Below are 17,192 nucleotides of genomic sequence, written 5' to 3' on the forward strand. Positions count from 1 at the left end.
GGATTGCAGCCGTGGGGCCCGACGGTAAGAACCAGCCACCCGGAGCGCTGCTTCCGGGACGCAGGCGCAAATGCATCATGCACGTGGACATGGATGCCTTTTACGTATCTGTCGAGCTGCGGACGCGCCCTGAGCTGCGCGGCAGGCCCGTCATTGTCGGCTTCCCCGCGGACCGTTCCGTAGTCCTCTCTGCCTCCTACGAGGCCCGTGCGTTCGGAGTGAAATCGGCCATGCCGATGGCCGTGGCGTCCCGGATGTGTCCGCAGGCGGTCATCATCGAACCGCGCCACAAGCTGTACTACGAGGTCTCAGCCCAGCTGATGGCTATTTTCGGGTCCGTCACGGAACTCGTGGAACCCCTCAGCGTCGACGAGGCGTTCCTCGACGTCACTGGCGCCATCCGCCGCCTTGGGCCACCGCGGGGCATCGGTGAGATGATCCGGCGCCAGGTAGCCTCGGAGCTGGGCATCACCGCGTCGGTGGGGATAGCGGAATCAAAGTTCGTGGCCAAGATTGCGTCAACACGCTGCAAGCCGGACGGACTTCTCCTGATTGGCCCTGACGAAACCGTTCCCTACCTCCATAGCCTGCCGGTTGGGGCGCTGTGGGGCGTAGGAGCCAAAACGGCGGATGTACTGGCAAAGATGGGCATCAGGACGGTCGCCGATGTCGCAGCAACGCCGGTGGCCACCCTTAAGAGGATGCTGGGTGCCACGGGAGAGCATGTCCACCAGCTGTCCTGGGGTATAGACCACCGTGCAGTGACTCCGGTCCGGCTGGAAAAGAGCATCGGCGCCGAGGAGACCTTTGCCGTCGACACGGCGGACGACGCCCTGCTCCACCGCGAACTCCTGCGGCTCTCCCACCGGACGGCCTCGCGCCTGCGAAGCTCCGGGATGGTGGCCCGGACCATCGCGCTGAAATTACGGTTTGCCGATTTCTCAACCATCACGCGCAGCCGGACGGTACACACCCCGGTGGACAGCGCCCAGCTGATCTATTCGGTGGCACTTCAGCTGCTGGAGTCGGTAGGGGAGAGGGCCATGACCGTGCGGCTTGTGGGCGTACGCGCCGAACAGCTGGAAGATGCAGCCCGCACCTCGCTGCAGCTGAGCATCGACCGGCGGGATGAGAACTGGCGTGCGGCGGAACAGGCCCTCGATGAGGTGGCGCGCAAGTTCGGCAGCAAATCCGTCCTTCCTGCCCGCTTGATGGAGCCAGGAGCCGGCCCTGGATAAGGCCCCGGTTACGGCGGTCAGGGGCTCGTCGTTAAGTCATTGCCGTCTTTCAGAACGGCCCTCAACAAACTATCCTTAGATGTACATAGTTTTTGAGTGACTGGACTTACTGCCGGACCCTCTTGGACATGCTCCCGCTCCTGCGGCCGCGTGCCTGGTTACCGACTTTTGCCAATGTGGGCAGGGCGGGAACCTCTAAGGCACAACAGCCGTTAACGGAGCAGAAGTAGTGGCTGGGATCAGCCCGGACGTTGGCCTACAAAAGGAGGTCGTGATGCCGCTGTCGGAGCACGAACAGAAGCTGCTTGAGCAGCTGGAGAAGCAGCTTCACGAGGACGACCCGAAGTTCGCAAATTCCATGGGTTCAGACCCAGGGCGTTCATGGTCCACGAGGCACGTGGTGATTGGCGTCCTCTGCGCCTTGGCTGGCGTCTTCCTGTTGCTCGTGGGTGTCACTCTCCAAAATATCTTCGTTGGAGTGTTGGGCTTCATAGTGATGGGGGGCGGCGTCTATTTCGCCACCATGCGCAGCAGCGCGGCCGCGAAGCCGGGATCCAAGGCAGGCAACCGAAAGCCCGGTAAGCAGAAGAACTCCTTCATGAGCAGCCTCGAGGAGCGCTGGGATGAAAGGCGCAGGGGCGAACCCTGAACCCATCGGGCGCTGCCGTGACGGCATCCCCACTTCCCTCCCTTAGGGAGTCATTGTGAAACGACCCGCCAATGGCGGGTCGTTTCGCGTTTAACGCGGCCTTCGTCGAAACACCCCTGATGTGCTGGCGATCAGGCGGGAAAGTCCCCGCGTCAGCTGCCCAGCCGGCGCCCGCTTTCCGCACCAGGGGAATCGCCAGGCAGCAGAATTCCTCCACTTTCCACCACCGCGCCTAAATCCGCGCCAGTTCACCGTTCTTTTCCCATGAAGTGGAGGTCCGGCAGCCCTGTTTGCGTTGACTGTGGGGGAAAGTGGAGTAATGTGGAGGACATAAGAGGGTAGTTGCAACATAGGGGATGTGCAGTTCCTGACATGGACAGGCGGTGGGCCAGTGTTTCTTGGCACTCACTCGCCGCGTCTGGATGAAAAGGGACGGATTATCCTCCCCGCCAAGTTCCGTGAGGAACTCGCCAGCGGGCTGGTGCTCACAAGGGGCCAGGAACGTTGCATCTACGTCTTCAGCGAGAAGGAATTTGCGCGGGTCCACGAGCAAATGCGGGAGGCACCAATTTCCTCCAAGCAGGCGCGGGACTACATCCGCGTTTTTCTCTCTGGAGCCTCGGACGAGGTACCTGACAAGCAGGGGCGCGTGACTATTCCACCGGCGCTCCGGGAGTATGCAGGCCTCGGCAGGGAGCTTGCCGTCATCGGCGCCGGCTCACGCGCCGAGATCTGGGACGCCCAGGCTTGGAGCGACTACCTCGCAGAGAAGGAAACAGCCTTCTCTGAGACTGATGACCCCATTCCGGGCATTCTCTGACCGGGGGGACAGCAGGCAGTTTCTTGGATGAGATCTCCAGCCGCCCATCGGCTGGCCATCCTGGCTCACTTCCCCGGAGCCAGGCTGGCGGACGATAGGCGCGGATGGGGATCTGGTTCCAGAAGCACCAAAGGCAACACCCGACGGCGAGAAAGGACGAGGCATGAACGAACACCCGAAGCCCACGTCCGAACGCCATGTGCCGGTCCTTCGGGACCGGTGCATCAATTTGTTAGCACCAGGATTCGAGGCAGCCAGGCTGCGCGGAGAAACCCCGGTAGCCGTTGACGCGACCCTGGGCATGGGCGGCCATTCCGAGGCCATGCTGCAGCGTTTTCCGGACCTGCACCTCATTGGCATCGACCGCGATGAAGAAGCGCTTGCGCTTGCCGGCGAGCGGCTGGCCCCGTTCGCCGCCCGCACCGATCTGGTACACGCCGTTTACGACGAGATCCAGGATGTCCTGGCTGACCTTGGCGTCCCCGAGGTCCACGGCATCCTGATGGACCTCGGTGTCTCCTCACTCCAGCTCGACGAACGCGAACGCGGGTTCGCCTACTCCTTTGACGCCCCCCTTGACATGCGGATGGACACCAGCCGCGGCCAGACCGCGGCGGACGTCGTAAACAACTACTCCGAAGAGGAACTCGTCAGGATCATCCGGAAGTGGGGCGAGGAAAAGTTCGCGGGCCGGATCGCAAACAGGATTGTTGCAGCACGGGCCGCCAAGCCCTTCGCCACAACCGGAGAGCTTGTGGAACAGATCCGGTCGGTGGTTCCGGCGTCCGCGGCAAAGTCTGGCGGGCACCCCGCCAAGCGGACTTTCCAGGCTCTCAGGATCGAGGTCAACGAAGAACTCGACGTCCTGGAGCGTGCTGTTCCGGCCGCAGTGGACTCCCTGGCCATGGGAGGACGGATTGTTGTCATGTCCTACCACTCGCTGGAGGACAAGATCGTCAAGAGCGTCCTGCAGGCACGGTCCAAATCGTCGGCCCCGCTCGGATTCCCTGTGGAGCTGGAAGAGCATAAGGCCGAACTGAAAACCCTCACCAAAGGCACCGAGGTGCCCACCGCCGTCGAAATCGCCGAAAACCCGCGTGCTGCCTCTGCAAGACTGCGCGCGGCGGAACGAATCAGAGCCAGGAGAGCTGCATGAGCACCGCTGCCGTCAAGAACTTTCCCGTCGCTTCCGGCAGTTCGGCGGCCGGCAGGAATCTTCCCGCACGCACCTCCGACGACGGCCGGAAGTCCCGGACTCCGCTGTCGGTGGTACGCACGGTACCCCGCAAGCGCCGGGCACCGTTTGTGGTGCTGTGCTTCGCCATGCTTGCACTGGCCCTTATTGCCGTACTGGTGCTGAACATCTCGGTGTCCACCGCTCAGTACCAGCTGGTGGAACTGCGGGCCAAGCAGAGTACCTTGACCAAGCAGAACCAGGACCTCACCCAGCAGGTGCAGAACTTTGAAGCACCCCAGAACCTGGCCGCGAAAGCCAAGGAACTGGGAATGGTGGCCTCCACCGTCAAAGGCCAGATCGATCTGTCCACCCTTTCTGTCACCGGCAAGGCGACGCCCGCCGTCAAGGGAAGCGCGGAAGGGGCTGTCATCCCCGCCCCAGCCGTGGCTGGACAGTTGATCGTCGTCCCGCCGGCAACCAAGGGCGAACCGCTGGCAAGCCGCAAGCCGGCCGAAGCGGCGGCTCCAGCGGCCCAGGACGGCGAAGCAGCCGGTGCTGCTGCCTCCGGCACGGCAACACCGGGCGCTGCGGCCCCGGCAGCCGGTGATCCCGCTGCTGCAGCCGCAGCTGCAGCTGCAACGGCCGCCGCCGCGGCCGCCGTTGAGCTGAACGGGGGATCCGTCCCCGCACCGGAACAAAAGGTGCCCGGACAGTAAGACGGCAGGTCTGGCAGGCAGCAGGGTCGAATAGCAAGGATTATCACGGTGGCGCAGAGGACCGGCAAGGCAAACAACAGCAGGGTGCCCAACGCCACCAAGCGCTTGCGCCTGGGCCTCGGCATTATGCTGACGCTCCTGCTGGTGGTGGGCGGCAAGCTCTTCCTGGTGCAGGGACTGGACGTCGGCGGCATGGCCGAGGCCGCCCTGAACAGCCGGATGAAGCAAACCGTCCTGCCGGCAGAACGCGGAAGCATCCTGGACTCCCGGGGTACCGTGCTCGCCAACAGCGTGATCCGCTACAACGTGGTGGTGGACCAGCGCGTCAACACCAAAACGGAGACGTTCAAGCGACTGGACGACGCCAAGGAGAAGCTGGTGGACGTCAGCCGGGAGCAGGGGCTGACGGAACTGGCGGGCGCCCTCGGCATGGAAAAAGACGCGATCCGCGAGGCCGTCACCGGGCAGCAGCCCTATTACATTGTGGCCAAGGACGTGAAGCCCGATGTTGAGGACCGCATCTCGCAGCTCCAGATCCCCGGCATCGTGACCGAGGGCGTCAGCAAGCGTGTCTACCCGAACGGATCTGTGGCGGGCGGCATCATCGGTTTCCTCCAGGACGGCACCACCGGCCAGGCGGGGATCGAGCAGACCCAGGATGGACTCCTGAAGGGTGCGGACGGCAAGAGGCTGTTCGAGATCGGCGCGGACGGCCTGCGCATACCTGTCGGCGTGGATGAACTCACCCCGCCGGAGGACGGCAAGGACGTCAAGCTCACCCTCAACTCGGACCTCCAGTACTTCGCGCAGCAGGCTATCCAAAGCCAGACGGAGAAACTGAATGCCGAGTGGGGCTCCATCATCGTGATGGACGCAAAGACCGGGGACCTGGTGGCCATGGCGGACACCAACGCGCCGGACCCGAACGATCCCGGCAGGGTGGCAGCGAAGGACCGCGGTGTCCGCTCTGTCACCGCAGCCTACGAACCCGGCTCGGTGCAGAAGATGATGACCGTGGCCGCTTTGATTGAAGAGGGCAAGGCAGGCCCGCTCGACGAATTCACCCTGGACCCGACCTACACGGTAAACGGCCAGACCTTCAGTGACTCCTTTGCGCATGGGACGGAAGAGCGGACGCTCGCCGGCATCCTGGGCTACTCGATGAACACCGGAACCGTCATGGCCGGGCAGCGGCTGAGCAAGGAACAGCGCTACGAATGGCTGAAGAAGTTCGGCATCGGCGAAGCTCCGGACATTGGCCTGCCCGCCACGGCCTCCGGGATACTTACGCCGTGGCAGCAGTGGGACGGCAGGCAGGAATTCACGGTCCTGTTCGGCCAGGGAGTCTCCCAGTCCACCCTGCAGACCGTGCGAGCATTCCAGTCCATCGCCAACAACGGCGTGATGCTGCAGCCGCGCCTCATCGACGCGTACGTTTCCGCGGACGGAACCGAGGAAAAGGTTGCGCCGGCGGAACCACGCCAGATCGTGTCGGAGGGTACCGCCCAGCAGGTGCAGGACATCCTGGAGAGCGCAGTGACGGAGGGCCAGATCAAGGACGCCGGCATCGACGGCTACCGGGTGGGGGCAAAGACCGGCACGTCGGAGTCCCCGTGCGACGACGGCAAGTCCGGCTTTTGCGGCTACACCGCCTCGATCGTGGGCATGGCACCCATGGATGATCCGCGGTTTATTGTTGAGGTGGTACTCCAGCGGCCCAAGGGCAGCATCTACGGGATTACCAACGGGCCGGTCTTCCGGTCGGTCATGAGCCAGGCACTGCGGACCTACAACGTCCAGCCGTCCACGGGTGAACCGGCCAGGCTGGCCCAGTTCGCCAAGTAATTCTCCGGCAGCAGCCGCAGCAGCCCCGGCTGCTTCGGCTGGTCCACGCCGGGCACGGTCCACTAGCACCATCGGAGATCCCTTGTCAGAGTTCAACGCGTCCGATCAGCGCCCTGCCCCTCAGGGACTTGCCCCGCAGGGACAGGGCAGCCAGGCACGCTTCCGCCCCTCCGCTGTGGAGGCGGTCCGGCTGGAAAGCATTGGTGACGCTGTCGGCGTCGTCATCCCGGGGGCCTCGGCGGACGTGGCCGTGACAGGCATCTCGCTGAACTCCCGCACCGTGGAACCCGGCGACCTGTACGTGGCCCTGCCCGGCGCTGTCCGGCACGGCGCCGACTTCGCCGCCCAGGCCATTGAAGCGGGAGCGGCGGCCGTCCTGACGGACGAGGCCGGAGCCCGCCTGCTTGCCCTCTCCTCCGACACCGCGGTCCCTGTGCTGGTGGTTGACGCCCCCCGGAACGTGGTGGGCCCGCTCTCCGCCATGATCTACCGCAGCGGGCAGGACACGTCCCCGCAGCTGTTCGGCGTGACAGGCACCAACGGCAAGACCACCACCACCTACTTCATTACCTCGCTGCTGCGTTCGCTTGGCAAAAAGACCGGCCTGATCGGCACCATAGAGATCCTGGCCGGTGGAGACCCCATCCCCAGCCTCCTCACCACTCCGGAGTCCCCGGAAGTCCACGGGCTGCTGGCGCTCATGCAGGAAAAAGCCATCAACGCGGCGGCGATGGAAGTCTCGTCCCACGCGATTTCCTACCAGCGGGTGGACGGCGTGCTCTTCGACGTCGCGGGCTTCACCAACCTCACCCAGGACCACCTGGACCTGCACCACACCATGGAGGACTATTTCGCCACGAAGGCGGAGCTCTTCACGCCAGCCCGTGCGCGGAAGGCCGTAGTGACTGTCGACGACGAATGGGGCCGCCGCCTTGCCGGCAGCGCCGGGGTGCCGGTCACCACCCTCAGCACCTCCCGGGATAACCCAGCCGACTGGACCGTTACGGAAACCGTGCCCCGCGGGCTGGGCACGGAGTTCACGCTCAGCGGCCCCGGCGGTACCGTCCTGCGCGTCCACACGGGGCTTCCCGGAAGCTTCAACGTCGCCAACGCTGCCCTGGCGGCAGTAATGGTGCTCGCCGGCGGCGTGGACGCCGCCACGCTGCAGGCTGCCCTCGACGCCGGCGATCCCTTTACGGTGGCCGTACCGGGACGGATGCAGCTGGTCTCCGAACAGCCGGCCGCCGTCGTGGATTTCGCCCACAACACCGACGCGCTGGCCCGGGCACTCGAAGCTGTCCGGTCGCCGGAACCGGGGTCCCGGCTGATCGTTGTGTTTGGTGCGACAGGCCAGCGGGACCAGGGCAAACGGCCGGCCATGGGCGCCATCGCCGCCCGGCTTGCCGACACGGTGATCATCACCGACGACGACCCCCACGACGAGGACGCGGCGGCCATCCGCGCCGATGTCCTTGCAGGGGCCAGGGAGGCCAAGGAAAAGGAAAAGCTGCCCTGCACGGTGCTGGAGGTGTTCCCCCGCGACACGGCCATTCAACGCGCCGTGGAACTCGCCCGGCCGCACGACACCATCCTGGTGGCCGGCCGCGGCCACGAGGTGTGGCAGGAAGTGAAAGGCGTGAACCTCGCCCTCGACGACAGGGTTGAGCTGCGCAGCGCCTTGACAGCCAGGGGATTCAACGTTCTCCAAGACGACCGGATAGAGTCCTAGACCGAGATGATTGCATTTACTGCGGCGGAAATTGCCGATATCACCAAGGGGCGCCTGGACGCCGATCCCGGAATCACGCCTCTTTCGGTGGTCACGGATTCCCGCGAAGCCACGCAGGGGTCGCTCTACGTGGCGAAACCCGGCGAGTACGCTGACGGACACGACTTCACAGCGGATGCCTTTGCCGCGGGTGCCACGCTGGCCCTCGTGGAGCGCCCCGTGACCGGCCCTGACGGCACCCCGTACCCTTCCATCGTTGTTCCTGATGCCGTACTGGCCATGGGCGCACTCGCTGCGGAGGCCGTCCGCAGGATCCGCGCCGCCCGTGCGGAAGCACACGACGAGCTGACAGTCATCGGCATCACCGGCTCGGCGGGGAAGACCACCACCAAGGACCTGCTCGCAGGGATCTTCGCCCTGCACGGCAACACGGTGGCCCCGCGCGGTTCCTACAACGGCGAGATCGGGGTGCCCCTTACGGTCTTCACCGCCGGAACCGACACCCGGTACCTGGTCATCGAGATGGGCGCCACAGGCATCGGCCACATCAGCTACCTCGCAGACATGGTCAAGCCGGACATCGGTGTGGTGCTTGGCGTGGGAACTGCCCACGCGGGCGAATTCGGGGGAGTGGACAACATCGCCCTGGCCAAGGGCGAAATGGTGGAAGGCCTTGCAGCCTCCGGAACCGCTGTCATCAACCTCGACGACGACCGGGTGGCGGCCATGCGCGCACGCACCGTTGCCTCCGTTGTCGGCTTCTCCGCAGAAGGGCGGCCCGACGCCGCCGTGCAGGCACTCAACGCGGACACCAACAATGGCGGCAACCCCGAATTCGACCTCCTCCTCCCCGGAGAGGACACGCCGCACCACGTGAGGAGCCGGCTGATCGGCGCCCACCACACGGGCAACCTGCTGGCAGCGGCAGCAGCCGCGTGGGCAGCAGGTATTCCCGGCGCAGACATCGCCGCGGCGCTCAGCAGCCAGGCGGCCGCGAGCCGGTGGCGGATGGAGCGCACGGAACGCGCGGACGGCGTAACCATCATCAACGATGCCTACAACGCCAACCCGGAATCCATGCGTGCCGCGCTGCGCACGCTCGCCGACCTTGGGCAGGGCAGGCGCACCTGGGCAGTCCTGGGCGCCATGCTGGAGCTCGGCGAGGACTCCATCCGCGAGCACACGGCCGTGGGCACCCAGGTGGTCCGGCTCAATATCTCCCGGCTGGTGGTGGTGGGCAGGGAAGCCCGCGCGCTCTACGTCTCCGCCGTCCAGGAGGGCTCCTGGGGGGACGAGTGCGTCTTCGCCGAGACCGCCGACGAAGCCTTCGAACTGCTGGACGCCGAACTCGAACCCGGCGACCTGGTGCTGTTCAAATCGTCCAACAGCGTTGGACTTCGCCACTTGGGCGATCGGATAGCATTACCCCGACAAACCCCGCAACCCGCCGATGAAAGGAGCACTCTGCTGTGATTGCACTTTTGATCGGCGCCGGACTGGCCCTGCTGTTCGCGCTGGTGGGCACGCCGCTCTTCATCCGGCTCCTGGTGCGCCGCGGGTACGGACAGTTCATCCGCGACGACGGGCCCACCTCCCACCACACAAAACGTGGAACGCCCACCATGGGCGGGACCGTGGTGGTTGCTGCCGTGCTCTTGAGCTATGGGCTGACCCACCTCATCATGCTGATGGTGAACCCGGCTTCCCCGGGCCCCTCGGCATCTGCCCTCATCCTGCTGTTCCTGATGGTCGGCATGGGCCTTGTGGGGTTCCTGGACGACTTCATCAAGATTTCGCGCCAGCGCAGCCTGGGCCTCGACGCCAAGGCCAAGCTGATCCTGCAGGCCGCCGTCGGCATTATGTTCGCCATCCTCGCCCTGAACTTTCCGGATGAAACCGGCCTCACGCCGGCTTCCACCAAGATCTCCCTGGTGCGGGACCTGCCGTGGCTGGACCTGGCTTTCGGCGGGACGGTGCTGGGGGCCATCCTCTTCGTCATCTGGTCCAACCTGATCGTTACCGCTGCCACCAACGGCGTGAACCTCACCGACGGCCTCGACGGGCTGGCGGCCGGGGCCTCGGTGATGGTGTTCGGCGCCTACACCCTCATGGGAATCTGGCAGAGCAACCAGGCCTGCGGTTCCCCCCGCGAGGCAGGCAGCGGCTGCTACCTGGTCCGGGACCCCCTGGACCTCGCCCTGCTGGCAGCCATCATGAGCGCGGCCCTGGTGGGCTTCCTCTGGTGGAACACCTCTCCGGCGAAGATCTTCATGGGCGATACCGGCTCGCTGGCCATCGGCGGTGCCATCGCGGGCTTCGCCATCCTTTCCAGGACCGAGCTGCTGCTGGGCATCATCGGCGGGCTGTTCGTCCTGATCACACTGTCCGTCATCATCCAGGTGGGCTACTTCAAAGCCACCGGGGGCAAACGCGTCTTCAAGATGGCGCCTTTGCAGCACCACTTTGAACTCCAGGGCTGGGCGGAAGTGACGGTGGTGGTCCGCTTCTGGATCCTCGGCGGACTCTTCGTCGCCGTGGGCCTGGGAATCTTCTACGCTGAATGGGTTGTGCTGTTGTGACCGTTTCCCCACGCCTCCAGAACCTCGTGAGCTGGGACTCCGACTGGTCCGGACTGCGGGTGGTTGTCACCGGCATCGGGGTCTCGGGGTTCGCCGCTGCGGACACCCTGATCGAACTCGGCGCCCGTGTGGTGGTTGTGGACGCCGCCACCAGCGACACGGCGAAAGCCCACGCGGACACCCTGAAAATTGTCGGTGCTGCGGACGTCCTGCTGGGCGAGGACGCAGTCACGCGCATTCCCAGGATCGACGGCGAGCTGCCGGAACTGATTGTCACGTCGCCGGGGTGGCGGCCGGACCAGGCCCTGCTGGCTGCGGCCGCACGGGCCCACATTCCGGTATGGGGAGATGTTGAGCTGGCCTGGCGGGTGCGCGTGCGGGAAGGCCGCAAGACCGCGGACTGGCTTGCCATTACCGGAACCAACGGAAAGACCACCACGGTGGGGCTTACCGAATCAATGCTGCGGGCGGCGGGGCTGAAGGCCATCGCGGTAGGAAACGTGGGGACGCCCATCCTGGATGCGCTCCGGGATCCGGTGGAGTACGACGTCCTGGCCGTGGAGCTTTCCAGTTTCCAGCTGCACTGGTCCGAATCCCTCTCGCCGGTGGCCAGTGTCTGCCTGAACGTCGCCGAGGACCACGTCGACTGGCATGGATCCTACGACTCGTACCTGGCGGACAAGGCCAAGGTATATGAACGCACCCAAAAGGCCTGCCTCTACAACGCGGAGCAGATCGAAACCGAGCGGATGGTGGAAAACGCAGACGTGGTGGAAGGCTGCCGCGCCGTCGGATTCACCACCGTCACTCCCGCTGTCAGCATGCTCGGTGTTGTGGAAGGGCTCCTGGTGGACCGGGCGTTCATCGAAGAGCGCCAAAACAGCGCCGCGGAACTTGCCGCCATGGCCGACCTCGGCGCGCTGGCGCCCCGGCACATGGTGGCGAACGCCCTGGCGGCCGCAGGACTGGTACGTGCCTACGGCGTCGAGCCCAAGGCTGTCCGGCAGGGGATCCAGGACTATGTACCGGGAGACCACCGTATCCAGCCGGTAGCCCGCCACAACGGTGTCCTGTGGATCAACGACTCGAAAGCGACCAACCCGCACGCGGCTTCGGCCTCCCTGGCCGCCTTCAGCAACGTCATCTGGATCGCCGGAGGACTCTCCAAAGGAGTGACCTATGACGACCTGGTGCGGGAACACGCCCAGCGGCTCAAGGCCGTGGTGCTCATCGGAACTGATTCCTCAGCGCTGGCGGATGCCCTCCGGCGACACGCGCCCGATGTCCCCGTGATCGGGACGGCCCCGGGTGAAACTGAACAGGTGCAGACTGCTGCAACAGACGGCACAGAGGCCGGTTCTCCCGCCGCCGGGAAAGCCGTTATGTCCCGCGCAGTTGCGTCAGCAGCCCAGCTGGCCGGGTCCGGCGATACTGTGCTGATGGCTCCGGCAGCTGCTTCCATGGATCAGTTCTCTTCCTACGCTCACCGTGGTGGCACTTTCATCGAAGCTGTCCGCGAGCTGGTGGAAGGGCAGGCCCAGACCGGCGAGGAGTAACAATGGTCAGCACGCCCACACGCCCGCCAGCCCGGAAGCAGGCAGGCAAGCCGCGTCCCGGCTCCTCCGCATCACCAGTCCGGCCCCCGGCCGCTGCCGGCACCCGCCTGCGGGCCGCCTACCGCAAATTCTGGTCGGCGCTGGAGGGGACCGGAACGTCCAGGAACGGCTCCACGTATTACCTCATCCTGGGATCCACCCTCGCACTGACGGCCATCGGCATCATGATGGTCCTCTCCGCCTCCAGCGTGGAATCGATCGCCGCCGGCAAGTCGCCGTACGGGGATGCCCTGAAGCAGGGCATGTTCGCCGCTATCGGCATCTTCACCATGTTCGTGCTCTCCAGGATCAACGTGGTGTGGCTCAAGCGCCTCGCATGGCCCGCTATTATCGCCGCCGTTGTCCTCCTTGGCCTGGTCCAGCTCGTTGGCGCGGAGGTCAACGGCAACAAGAACTGGATCGACCTTGGCGGGATCACCTTCCAGCCCTCCGAAGCGTCCAAGCTGGCACTCGCGCTGTGGATGGCCACCGTCCTGGCCCGGAAGGGGAAGCTGCTCAGCCGCTGGCAGCACGTCGCGGTCCCGGCCGTCCCCATGGCCATCATCATCGTTGGACTGGTCCTGGTGGGGAACGACCTCGGAACGGCCATGATCATCATGATGGTCACGGCCGCCGCGCTCTTCTTCGCCGGGGCACCCCTCTACCTGTTCGGCATCGCAGGCCTGGCCGCCGCCGCCGGAACGGCCGTCATGGCCGTGACCAGCTCCAACCGCATGTGCCGCATCACCTCGTGGTGGACCGGGCAGTCCTGTGCCGACGGTATTGACGCCAACTACCAGGCAACCAACGGCCTTTACGGGCTCGCCTCCGGCGGATGGTTCGGGGTTGGGCTGGGACAAAGCCGGCAAAAGTACAGCTGGATCCCCGAAGCCCACAACGACTTCATCTTCGCCATCATCGGCGAGGAACTCGGACTGGTGGGGACCGTCGTCGTCCTGATCCTTTTCGCCATCCTGGGAGCCGCAATCTACCGCGTGGTAGTGGCCCAGGAGGACATGTTCCACCGCGTCCTCGCCGGCACCATCATGGTGTGGCTGCTGGGCCAGGCCACGGTGAACATGTCCGTGGTGACGGGCCTAATGCCCGTCATCGGCGTGCCGCTGCCCTTCATCTCCTACGGCGGCTCGGCACTGCTGATGTCGCTCTGCGCCATCGGTGTTGTCCTTTCCCTGGCCAGGGAGCAGATGGCCCCGGCGATCCGGCCCAAGCGGATGCTTAAGTTGAAGGCCAAGCCGGCGCGGAAAAACGCGGACCGGAAGAAAACAGCGAGAAAGCGTACCTAGCCCTCCATGACCACCAAAACCCCGTCCATCGTCCTGGCCGGCGGCGGCACTGCCGGACACATCAGCCCGCTGCTCGCCATCGCCGCGGCACTCCGGAATGCCTCCCCGGACGCCGCCATCCTCGCCGTCGGCACGCCGTCCGGGATGGAAACCAGGCTGGTTCCCGCCGCCGGGGTGGAACTGGCAACCATCGACCGGGTGCCGTTCCCGCGGCGGCCTTCAGCGGACCTGCTCCGGCTCCCCGCCAGGCTGGCCGGGGCGGTACGCCAGGCCGGAACAATCCTGGACACAGCGGCCGCCGATGTCCTCGTGGGGGTGGGCGGCTATGTATGCACGCCCATGTACCTGGCCGCCCGCAAGCGCCGGATCCCCATTGTGATCCATGAAGCGAACGCGCGTCCCGGACTCGCGAACAGGGTGGGTGCCCTGATGACCCGCCGCGTCGCGGTAGCCTTCGCCAACACCCCCCTCCGCCACGCCATGCACGTGGGAATGCCCATGCGCACCGAGATCTCGGGCCTGGACAGGGCAGCAGCGCGCACCGCTGCCCGCGCGGCCCTCGGACTGGATCCCGCAAAGCCCTCGCTGATCGTCACCGGAGGATCCTCCGGCGCCCAGAGCATTAACCGCACCATTGCCGCCGCCGTTGACCGGCTGTCCGCAGCCGGTATCCAGACCCTGCACATCACCGGACGCGGCAAGGCTGTCATGGGCGCTGACGGCCTGCCGCTGGCCGCCAAGGACTACCGGCAGGTGGAGTACGTCGACGGCATGGAGCTCGCCTATGCGGCGGCGGACGTACTGCTTGCCCGCTCCGGCGCGGCCACCGTCTGCGAGGTTGCCGCCGTCGGCGTTCCCGCTGTGCTGGTGCCGCTGCCCATCGGCAACGGCGAGCAGGCCCTGAACGCTGCGGGACTGGTGGCTGCCGGGGGCGCCCTGCTGGTGAATGACCGCGACTTCACCCCCGAATGGGTGGACAGGGAACTGATCCCGCTCGCCATGGACCAGGAGCGGCTTGCGGCCATGGCCGGCAGTTCCTACCGGCTTGGTATCCGAAATGCCGATCAGCGCATGGCCGACCTCATCCTGGAAGCAGCAGCATCATGAACCACGCCACCGTCCCCAGCCTCGAATCCCTGGGCCGCGTCCACTTCGTCGGAATCGGAGGCGTCGGAATGTCGGCCGTGGCCCGGATCATGGTCGCCCGCGGCGTTCCCGTCAGCGGCTCCGACGCGAAGGACCTGCCGGTGATGGCGGACCTTGCCGCCGCGGGTGCCCGCATCGCCGTCGGATATGCCTCCGCCAACCTGGGCGATGCCCAGACGGTGGTGGCAGGATCCGCCATCCGCCCGGACAACCCCGAAGTTGTTGCCGCCAGGGAAGCGGGGCTGCCGGTGCTGCACCGGTCCGAGGCCCTGGCCGCCACCATGGGCGGCGACACGGTGGTCACCGTGGCAGGCACTCACGGCAAGTCCACCACCACGTCCATGGTCACGGTCCTGCTGCAGGGCGCCGGACTGGACCCTTCCTTCGCCATTGGCGCCAATGTTCCAGCCCTTGGGGTCAACGCGGCGCACGGGAGTTCCGGAATCTTCGTGGCCGAGGCTGACGAATCCGACGGCTCCTTCCTCAACTACCGGCCCAGGATCGCCGTGGTCACCAACGTTGAACCGGACCACCTTGACCACTACGGGACGGCCGAGGCCGTTTACGAATCCTTTGACAGGTTTACCGCGCTGCTTCCAGCGGACGGCGTGCTGGTTGCGTGCGCGGACGACGCCGGTGCGCTGGCCCTCGCCGAACGGACGCGGACCAGGGGCAACACCCGCGTGGTGCTCTATGGAACCAGTGAGGGTGTGGACCTCGTGCTGCACGACGGCGGTCCCGGTGACGTAGCGGTCTCCACGGCCTCCGGACGTTTTCCGCTGGCGCTGCAGGTGCCCGGGCGCCACAACGCGCTGAACGCCGCGGCCGCGTTCGCCGTCGCGCTTGAACTTGGAGTCGACCCCGCAGCGGCCGCGGCCGCCCTGGCGCACTTTTCCGGCGCCTCCCGCCGCTTCGAGCTCAAAGGCGAGGCCTGCGGGATCCGCGTGTTCGATGACTACGCCCACCACCCGACTGAAGTCCGGGCCGCCCTCGCCGCGGCACGTTCGGTGGCCGGCACGCACAAGGTGCACGTCCTCTTCCAGCCCCACCTGTTCTCCCGCACCCGCGAGTTCGCGCAGGAGTTCGCCGGGGCGCTCAACCTCGCAGACACCGCCCTGGTGCTGGATATCTATCCCGCCCGCGAAGATCCCATTCCGGGCGTGACCAGCCAGCTCATCGCCGACCACCTGGACCACGGAGGACGCCTGGTGGCCGCCCGCGACGCCGTCGCCGCTCTGACGGCCGCAGCCGAGCCCGGGGACATTGTGCTGACGGCCGGCGCCGGCGATGTCACGGCGTACGGGCCGCAGATCGTCGAGGCCTTGCGTGGCTAGCACCCGCCGCCCCACCTACACCTCCAAAGGCCGCCCGGGCCGGTCCGGCGGCACCGCTGGAGATACCGGCACCGGTGGAAGTACCGGACCCGCCGCGGACGACGTCATCTCAGCCTCCCGGAGCGTTCCGGAGCCGGCTCCCGCGGGCGGTGCCAAAGCCAAGGAGCCGGCAAAGCCGAAGCTGGCCGGCATTCCCGGCCTGGGCAGGGGCAGGAAAGCGGAGCCGCCAGCGGCAGCCGCGGAGAACGTGGTGGCTTTTCCGGAGCCGAAGGGCAAGCGCCGCAAGCGCAATATCCTCGCCGTGGGCGCCACGCTCGTCGCCCTTGTGGCGGGCCTCCTGGCGGCGGCCATTTTCTCGCCGGTCCTGGCCGTTGACACCATCTCCGTATCAGGGACCCGCCTCCTGACACCCGCCCAAGTGGAATCCGCACTTGAGCCCCTGCGGGGGAAGCCCCTGCCGCAGATCAGTGACGACGAGGTGGCCAGGCTGCTGGAGCCCCTGGTCCAGGTCAAGTCAGTCTCCGCTGAAGCCCGGCCGCCCTCAGGGCTGGCCGTGCAGGTCCGGGAACGGGTGCCGGTGGCCCTGGTCAAACAGGGAGAGCAGTACCAGCTCGTGGACGTCGAGGGCGTGCAGCTCGCTGCCACCGCCGATCCCGCGTCCGTCTCCCTGCCCGTCATCGACGGCGGAGCGGGAACCATCGGCCAGGATCTCTTCCGTGCAACAGCCGCCGTCCTCGGCGCCCTGCCTGCCGACGTCCTCGCCAGGCTTTCCAATGCCTCCGCGCAGTCGGTGGACGCGGTGGAACTCAAGCTGGTGGACGGCCAAACCATCATCTGGGGCAACGCGGGGGAGAAGGAGCTCAAGGCCAAAGTCCTGGCCGCACTCCTGAAAGTTCCTGCTGATCCCAAGAACCCGGTCAAGGTTTACGACGTCAGTGTGCCCCGGCACCCGGTGACGCGCTGACGGGTTTCTTTCCGGTATTAATCCGACACGCGGAGCCGGTTATTGAATGTGGCAACCATAGGAAATACCGTCACAGACATGAGTTACTTGACATAA

14 protein-coding genes are annotated in these 17,192 nt (G+C 66.0%); all 14 read left to right on the forward strand.

The window, feature by feature from the left end; translation table 11 throughout:
• Window positions 1-11 precede the first annotated feature (11 nt).
• The 14 genes from dinB (at window position 12) to ACIQF4_RS15830 (ending at window position 17,096) form a co-directional block, all read left to right on the forward strand.
• Window positions 12-1,238 (forward strand): DNA polymerase IV, encoded by a 1,227-nt coding sequence (gene dinB, locus ACIQF4_RS15765; protein WP_400516799.1) that lies wholly within the window; start codon window positions 12-14, stop codon window positions 1,236-1,238.
• Window positions 1,239-1,512: 274 nt separating this feature from the next.
• Window positions 1,513-1,887, forward strand: a complete 375-nt coding sequence (locus ACIQF4_RS15770) for a DUF3040 domain-containing protein (RefSeq protein ID WP_350002188.1) — start codon at window positions 1,513-1,515, stop codon at window positions 1,885-1,887.
• 391 nt (window positions 1,888-2,278) lie between these two features.
• On the forward strand, window positions 2,279-2,707 hold the full coding sequence (mraZ, locus tag ACIQF4_RS15775; RefSeq protein WP_350002189.1) for a division/cell wall cluster transcriptional repressor MraZ: 429 nt from the start codon (window positions 2,279-2,281) through the stop codon (window positions 2,705-2,707).
• 163 nt (window positions 2,708-2,870) lie between these two features.
• A complete protein-coding gene (gene rsmH, locus ACIQF4_RS15780; RefSeq protein WP_350002190.1) occupies window positions 2,871-3,863 on the forward strand; it encodes a 16S rRNA (cytosine(1402)-N(4))-methyltransferase RsmH in 993 nt (330 codons plus the stop codon).
• Window positions 3,860-4,600, forward strand: coding sequence for a hypothetical protein (locus ACIQF4_RS15785; RefSeq protein ID WP_400516801.1), 741 nt, complete (start codon window positions 3,860-3,862; stop codon window positions 4,598-4,600). Before rsmH ends, ACIQF4_RS15785 begins: the two co-directional genes overlap by 4 nt.
• A 48-nt stretch (window positions 4,601-4,648) precedes the next feature.
• On the forward strand, window positions 4,649-6,445 hold the full coding sequence (locus ACIQF4_RS15790) for a peptidoglycan D,D-transpeptidase FtsI family protein (RefSeq protein ID WP_400516802.1): 1,797 nt from the start codon (window positions 4,649-4,651) through the stop codon (window positions 6,443-6,445).
• 82 nt (window positions 6,446-6,527) lie between these two features.
• The gene (locus ACIQF4_RS15795; protein WP_400516804.1) at window positions 6,528-8,174 is read left to right on the forward strand and encodes a UDP-N-acetylmuramoyl-L-alanyl-D-glutamate--2,6-diaminopimelate ligase; all 1,647 of its coding nucleotides are present in this window, start codon (window positions 6,528-6,530) and stop codon (window positions 8,172-8,174) included.
• A 6-nt stretch (window positions 8,175-8,180) separates the two neighbouring features.
• Window positions 8,181-9,647 carry a UDP-N-acetylmuramoyl-tripeptide--D-alanyl-D-alanine ligase gene (gene murF, locus ACIQF4_RS15800; RefSeq protein ID WP_400516806.1) on the forward strand — a complete coding sequence of 489 codons (1,467 nt, stop codon included), beginning with the start codon at window positions 8,181-8,183 and terminating at the stop codon, window positions 9,645-9,647.
• Window positions 9,644-10,753, forward strand: a complete 1,110-nt coding sequence (mraY, locus tag ACIQF4_RS15805; protein ID WP_350002195.1) for a phospho-N-acetylmuramoyl-pentapeptide-transferase — start codon at window positions 9,644-9,646, stop codon at window positions 10,751-10,753. Before murF ends, mraY begins: the two co-directional genes overlap by 4 nt.
• Window positions 10,735-12,309 (forward strand): UDP-N-acetylmuramoyl-L-alanine--D-glutamate ligase, encoded by a 1,575-nt coding sequence (murD, locus tag ACIQF4_RS15810; RefSeq protein ID WP_400516807.1) that lies wholly within the window; start codon window positions 10,735-10,737, stop codon window positions 12,307-12,309. Before mraY ends, murD begins: the two co-directional genes overlap by 19 nt.
• A gap of 2 nt (window positions 12,310-12,311) precedes the next feature.
• On the forward strand, window positions 12,312-13,652 hold the full coding sequence (ftsW, locus tag ACIQF4_RS15815) for a putative lipid II flippase FtsW (RefSeq protein ID WP_400516808.1): 1,341 nt from the start codon (window positions 12,312-12,314) through the stop codon (window positions 13,650-13,652).
• A 6-nt stretch (window positions 13,653-13,658) separates the two neighbouring features.
• Window positions 13,659-14,759 carry an undecaprenyldiphospho-muramoylpentapeptide beta-N-acetylglucosaminyltransferase gene (gene murG, locus ACIQF4_RS15820; protein ID WP_400516809.1) on the forward strand — a complete coding sequence of 367 codons (1,101 nt, stop codon included), beginning with the start codon at window positions 13,659-13,661 and terminating at the stop codon, window positions 14,757-14,759.
• On the forward strand, window positions 14,756-16,132 hold the full coding sequence (gene murC, locus ACIQF4_RS15825) for a UDP-N-acetylmuramate--L-alanine ligase (protein WP_350002199.1): 1,377 nt from the start codon (window positions 14,756-14,758) through the stop codon (window positions 16,130-16,132). Before murG ends, murC begins: the two co-directional genes overlap by 4 nt.
• Window positions 16,125-17,096: a cell division protein FtsQ/DivIB gene (locus tag ACIQF4_RS15830; protein WP_400516811.1), complete on the forward strand. Its 972-nt coding sequence runs from the start codon at window positions 16,125-16,127 to the stop codon at window positions 17,094-17,096. The genes murC and ACIQF4_RS15830 overlap by 8 nt, the downstream gene beginning before the upstream one ends.
• Window positions 17,097-17,192 lie beyond the last annotated feature (96 nt).

The sequence above is a fragment of the Pseudarthrobacter sp. NPDC092202 genome (genome assembly GCF_044755505.1).
Taxonomy (GTDB): Bacteria; Actinomycetota; Actinomycetes; order Actinomycetales; family Micrococcaceae; genus Arthrobacter.

Excerpts from the sequence above, each read along its gene's own strand:
- ACIQF4_RS15770 (WP_350002188.1), top strand. The coding sequence starts at position 1,513 with ATGCCGCTGTCGGAGCACGAACAGAAGCTGCTTGAGCAGCTGGAGAAG.
- ACIQF4_RS15785 (WP_400516801.1), top strand. The coding sequence starts at position 3,860 with ATGAGCACCGCTGCCGTCAAGAACTTTCCCGTCGCTTCCGGCAGTTCG.
- murD (WP_400516807.1), top strand. The coding sequence starts at position 10,735 with ATGGGTTGTGCTGTTGTGACCGTTTCCCCACGCCTCCAGAACCTCGTG.
- ftsW (WP_400516808.1), top strand. The coding sequence starts at position 12,312 with ATGGTCAGCACGCCCACACGCCCGCCAGCCCGGAAGCAGGCAGGCAAG.
- murF (WP_400516806.1), top strand. The coding sequence starts at position 8,181 with ATGATTGCATTTACTGCGGCGGAAATTGCCGATATCACCAAGGGGCGC.
- murC (WP_350002199.1), top strand. The coding sequence starts at position 14,756 with ATGAACCACGCCACCGTCCCCAGCCTCGAATCCCTGGGCCGCGTCCAC.
- rsmH (WP_350002190.1), top strand. The coding sequence starts at position 2,871 with ATGAACGAACACCCGAAGCCCACGTCCGAACGCCATGTGCCGGTCCTT.
- murG (WP_400516809.1), top strand. The coding sequence starts at position 13,659 with ATGACCACCAAAACCCCGTCCATCGTCCTGGCCGGCGGCGGCACTGCC.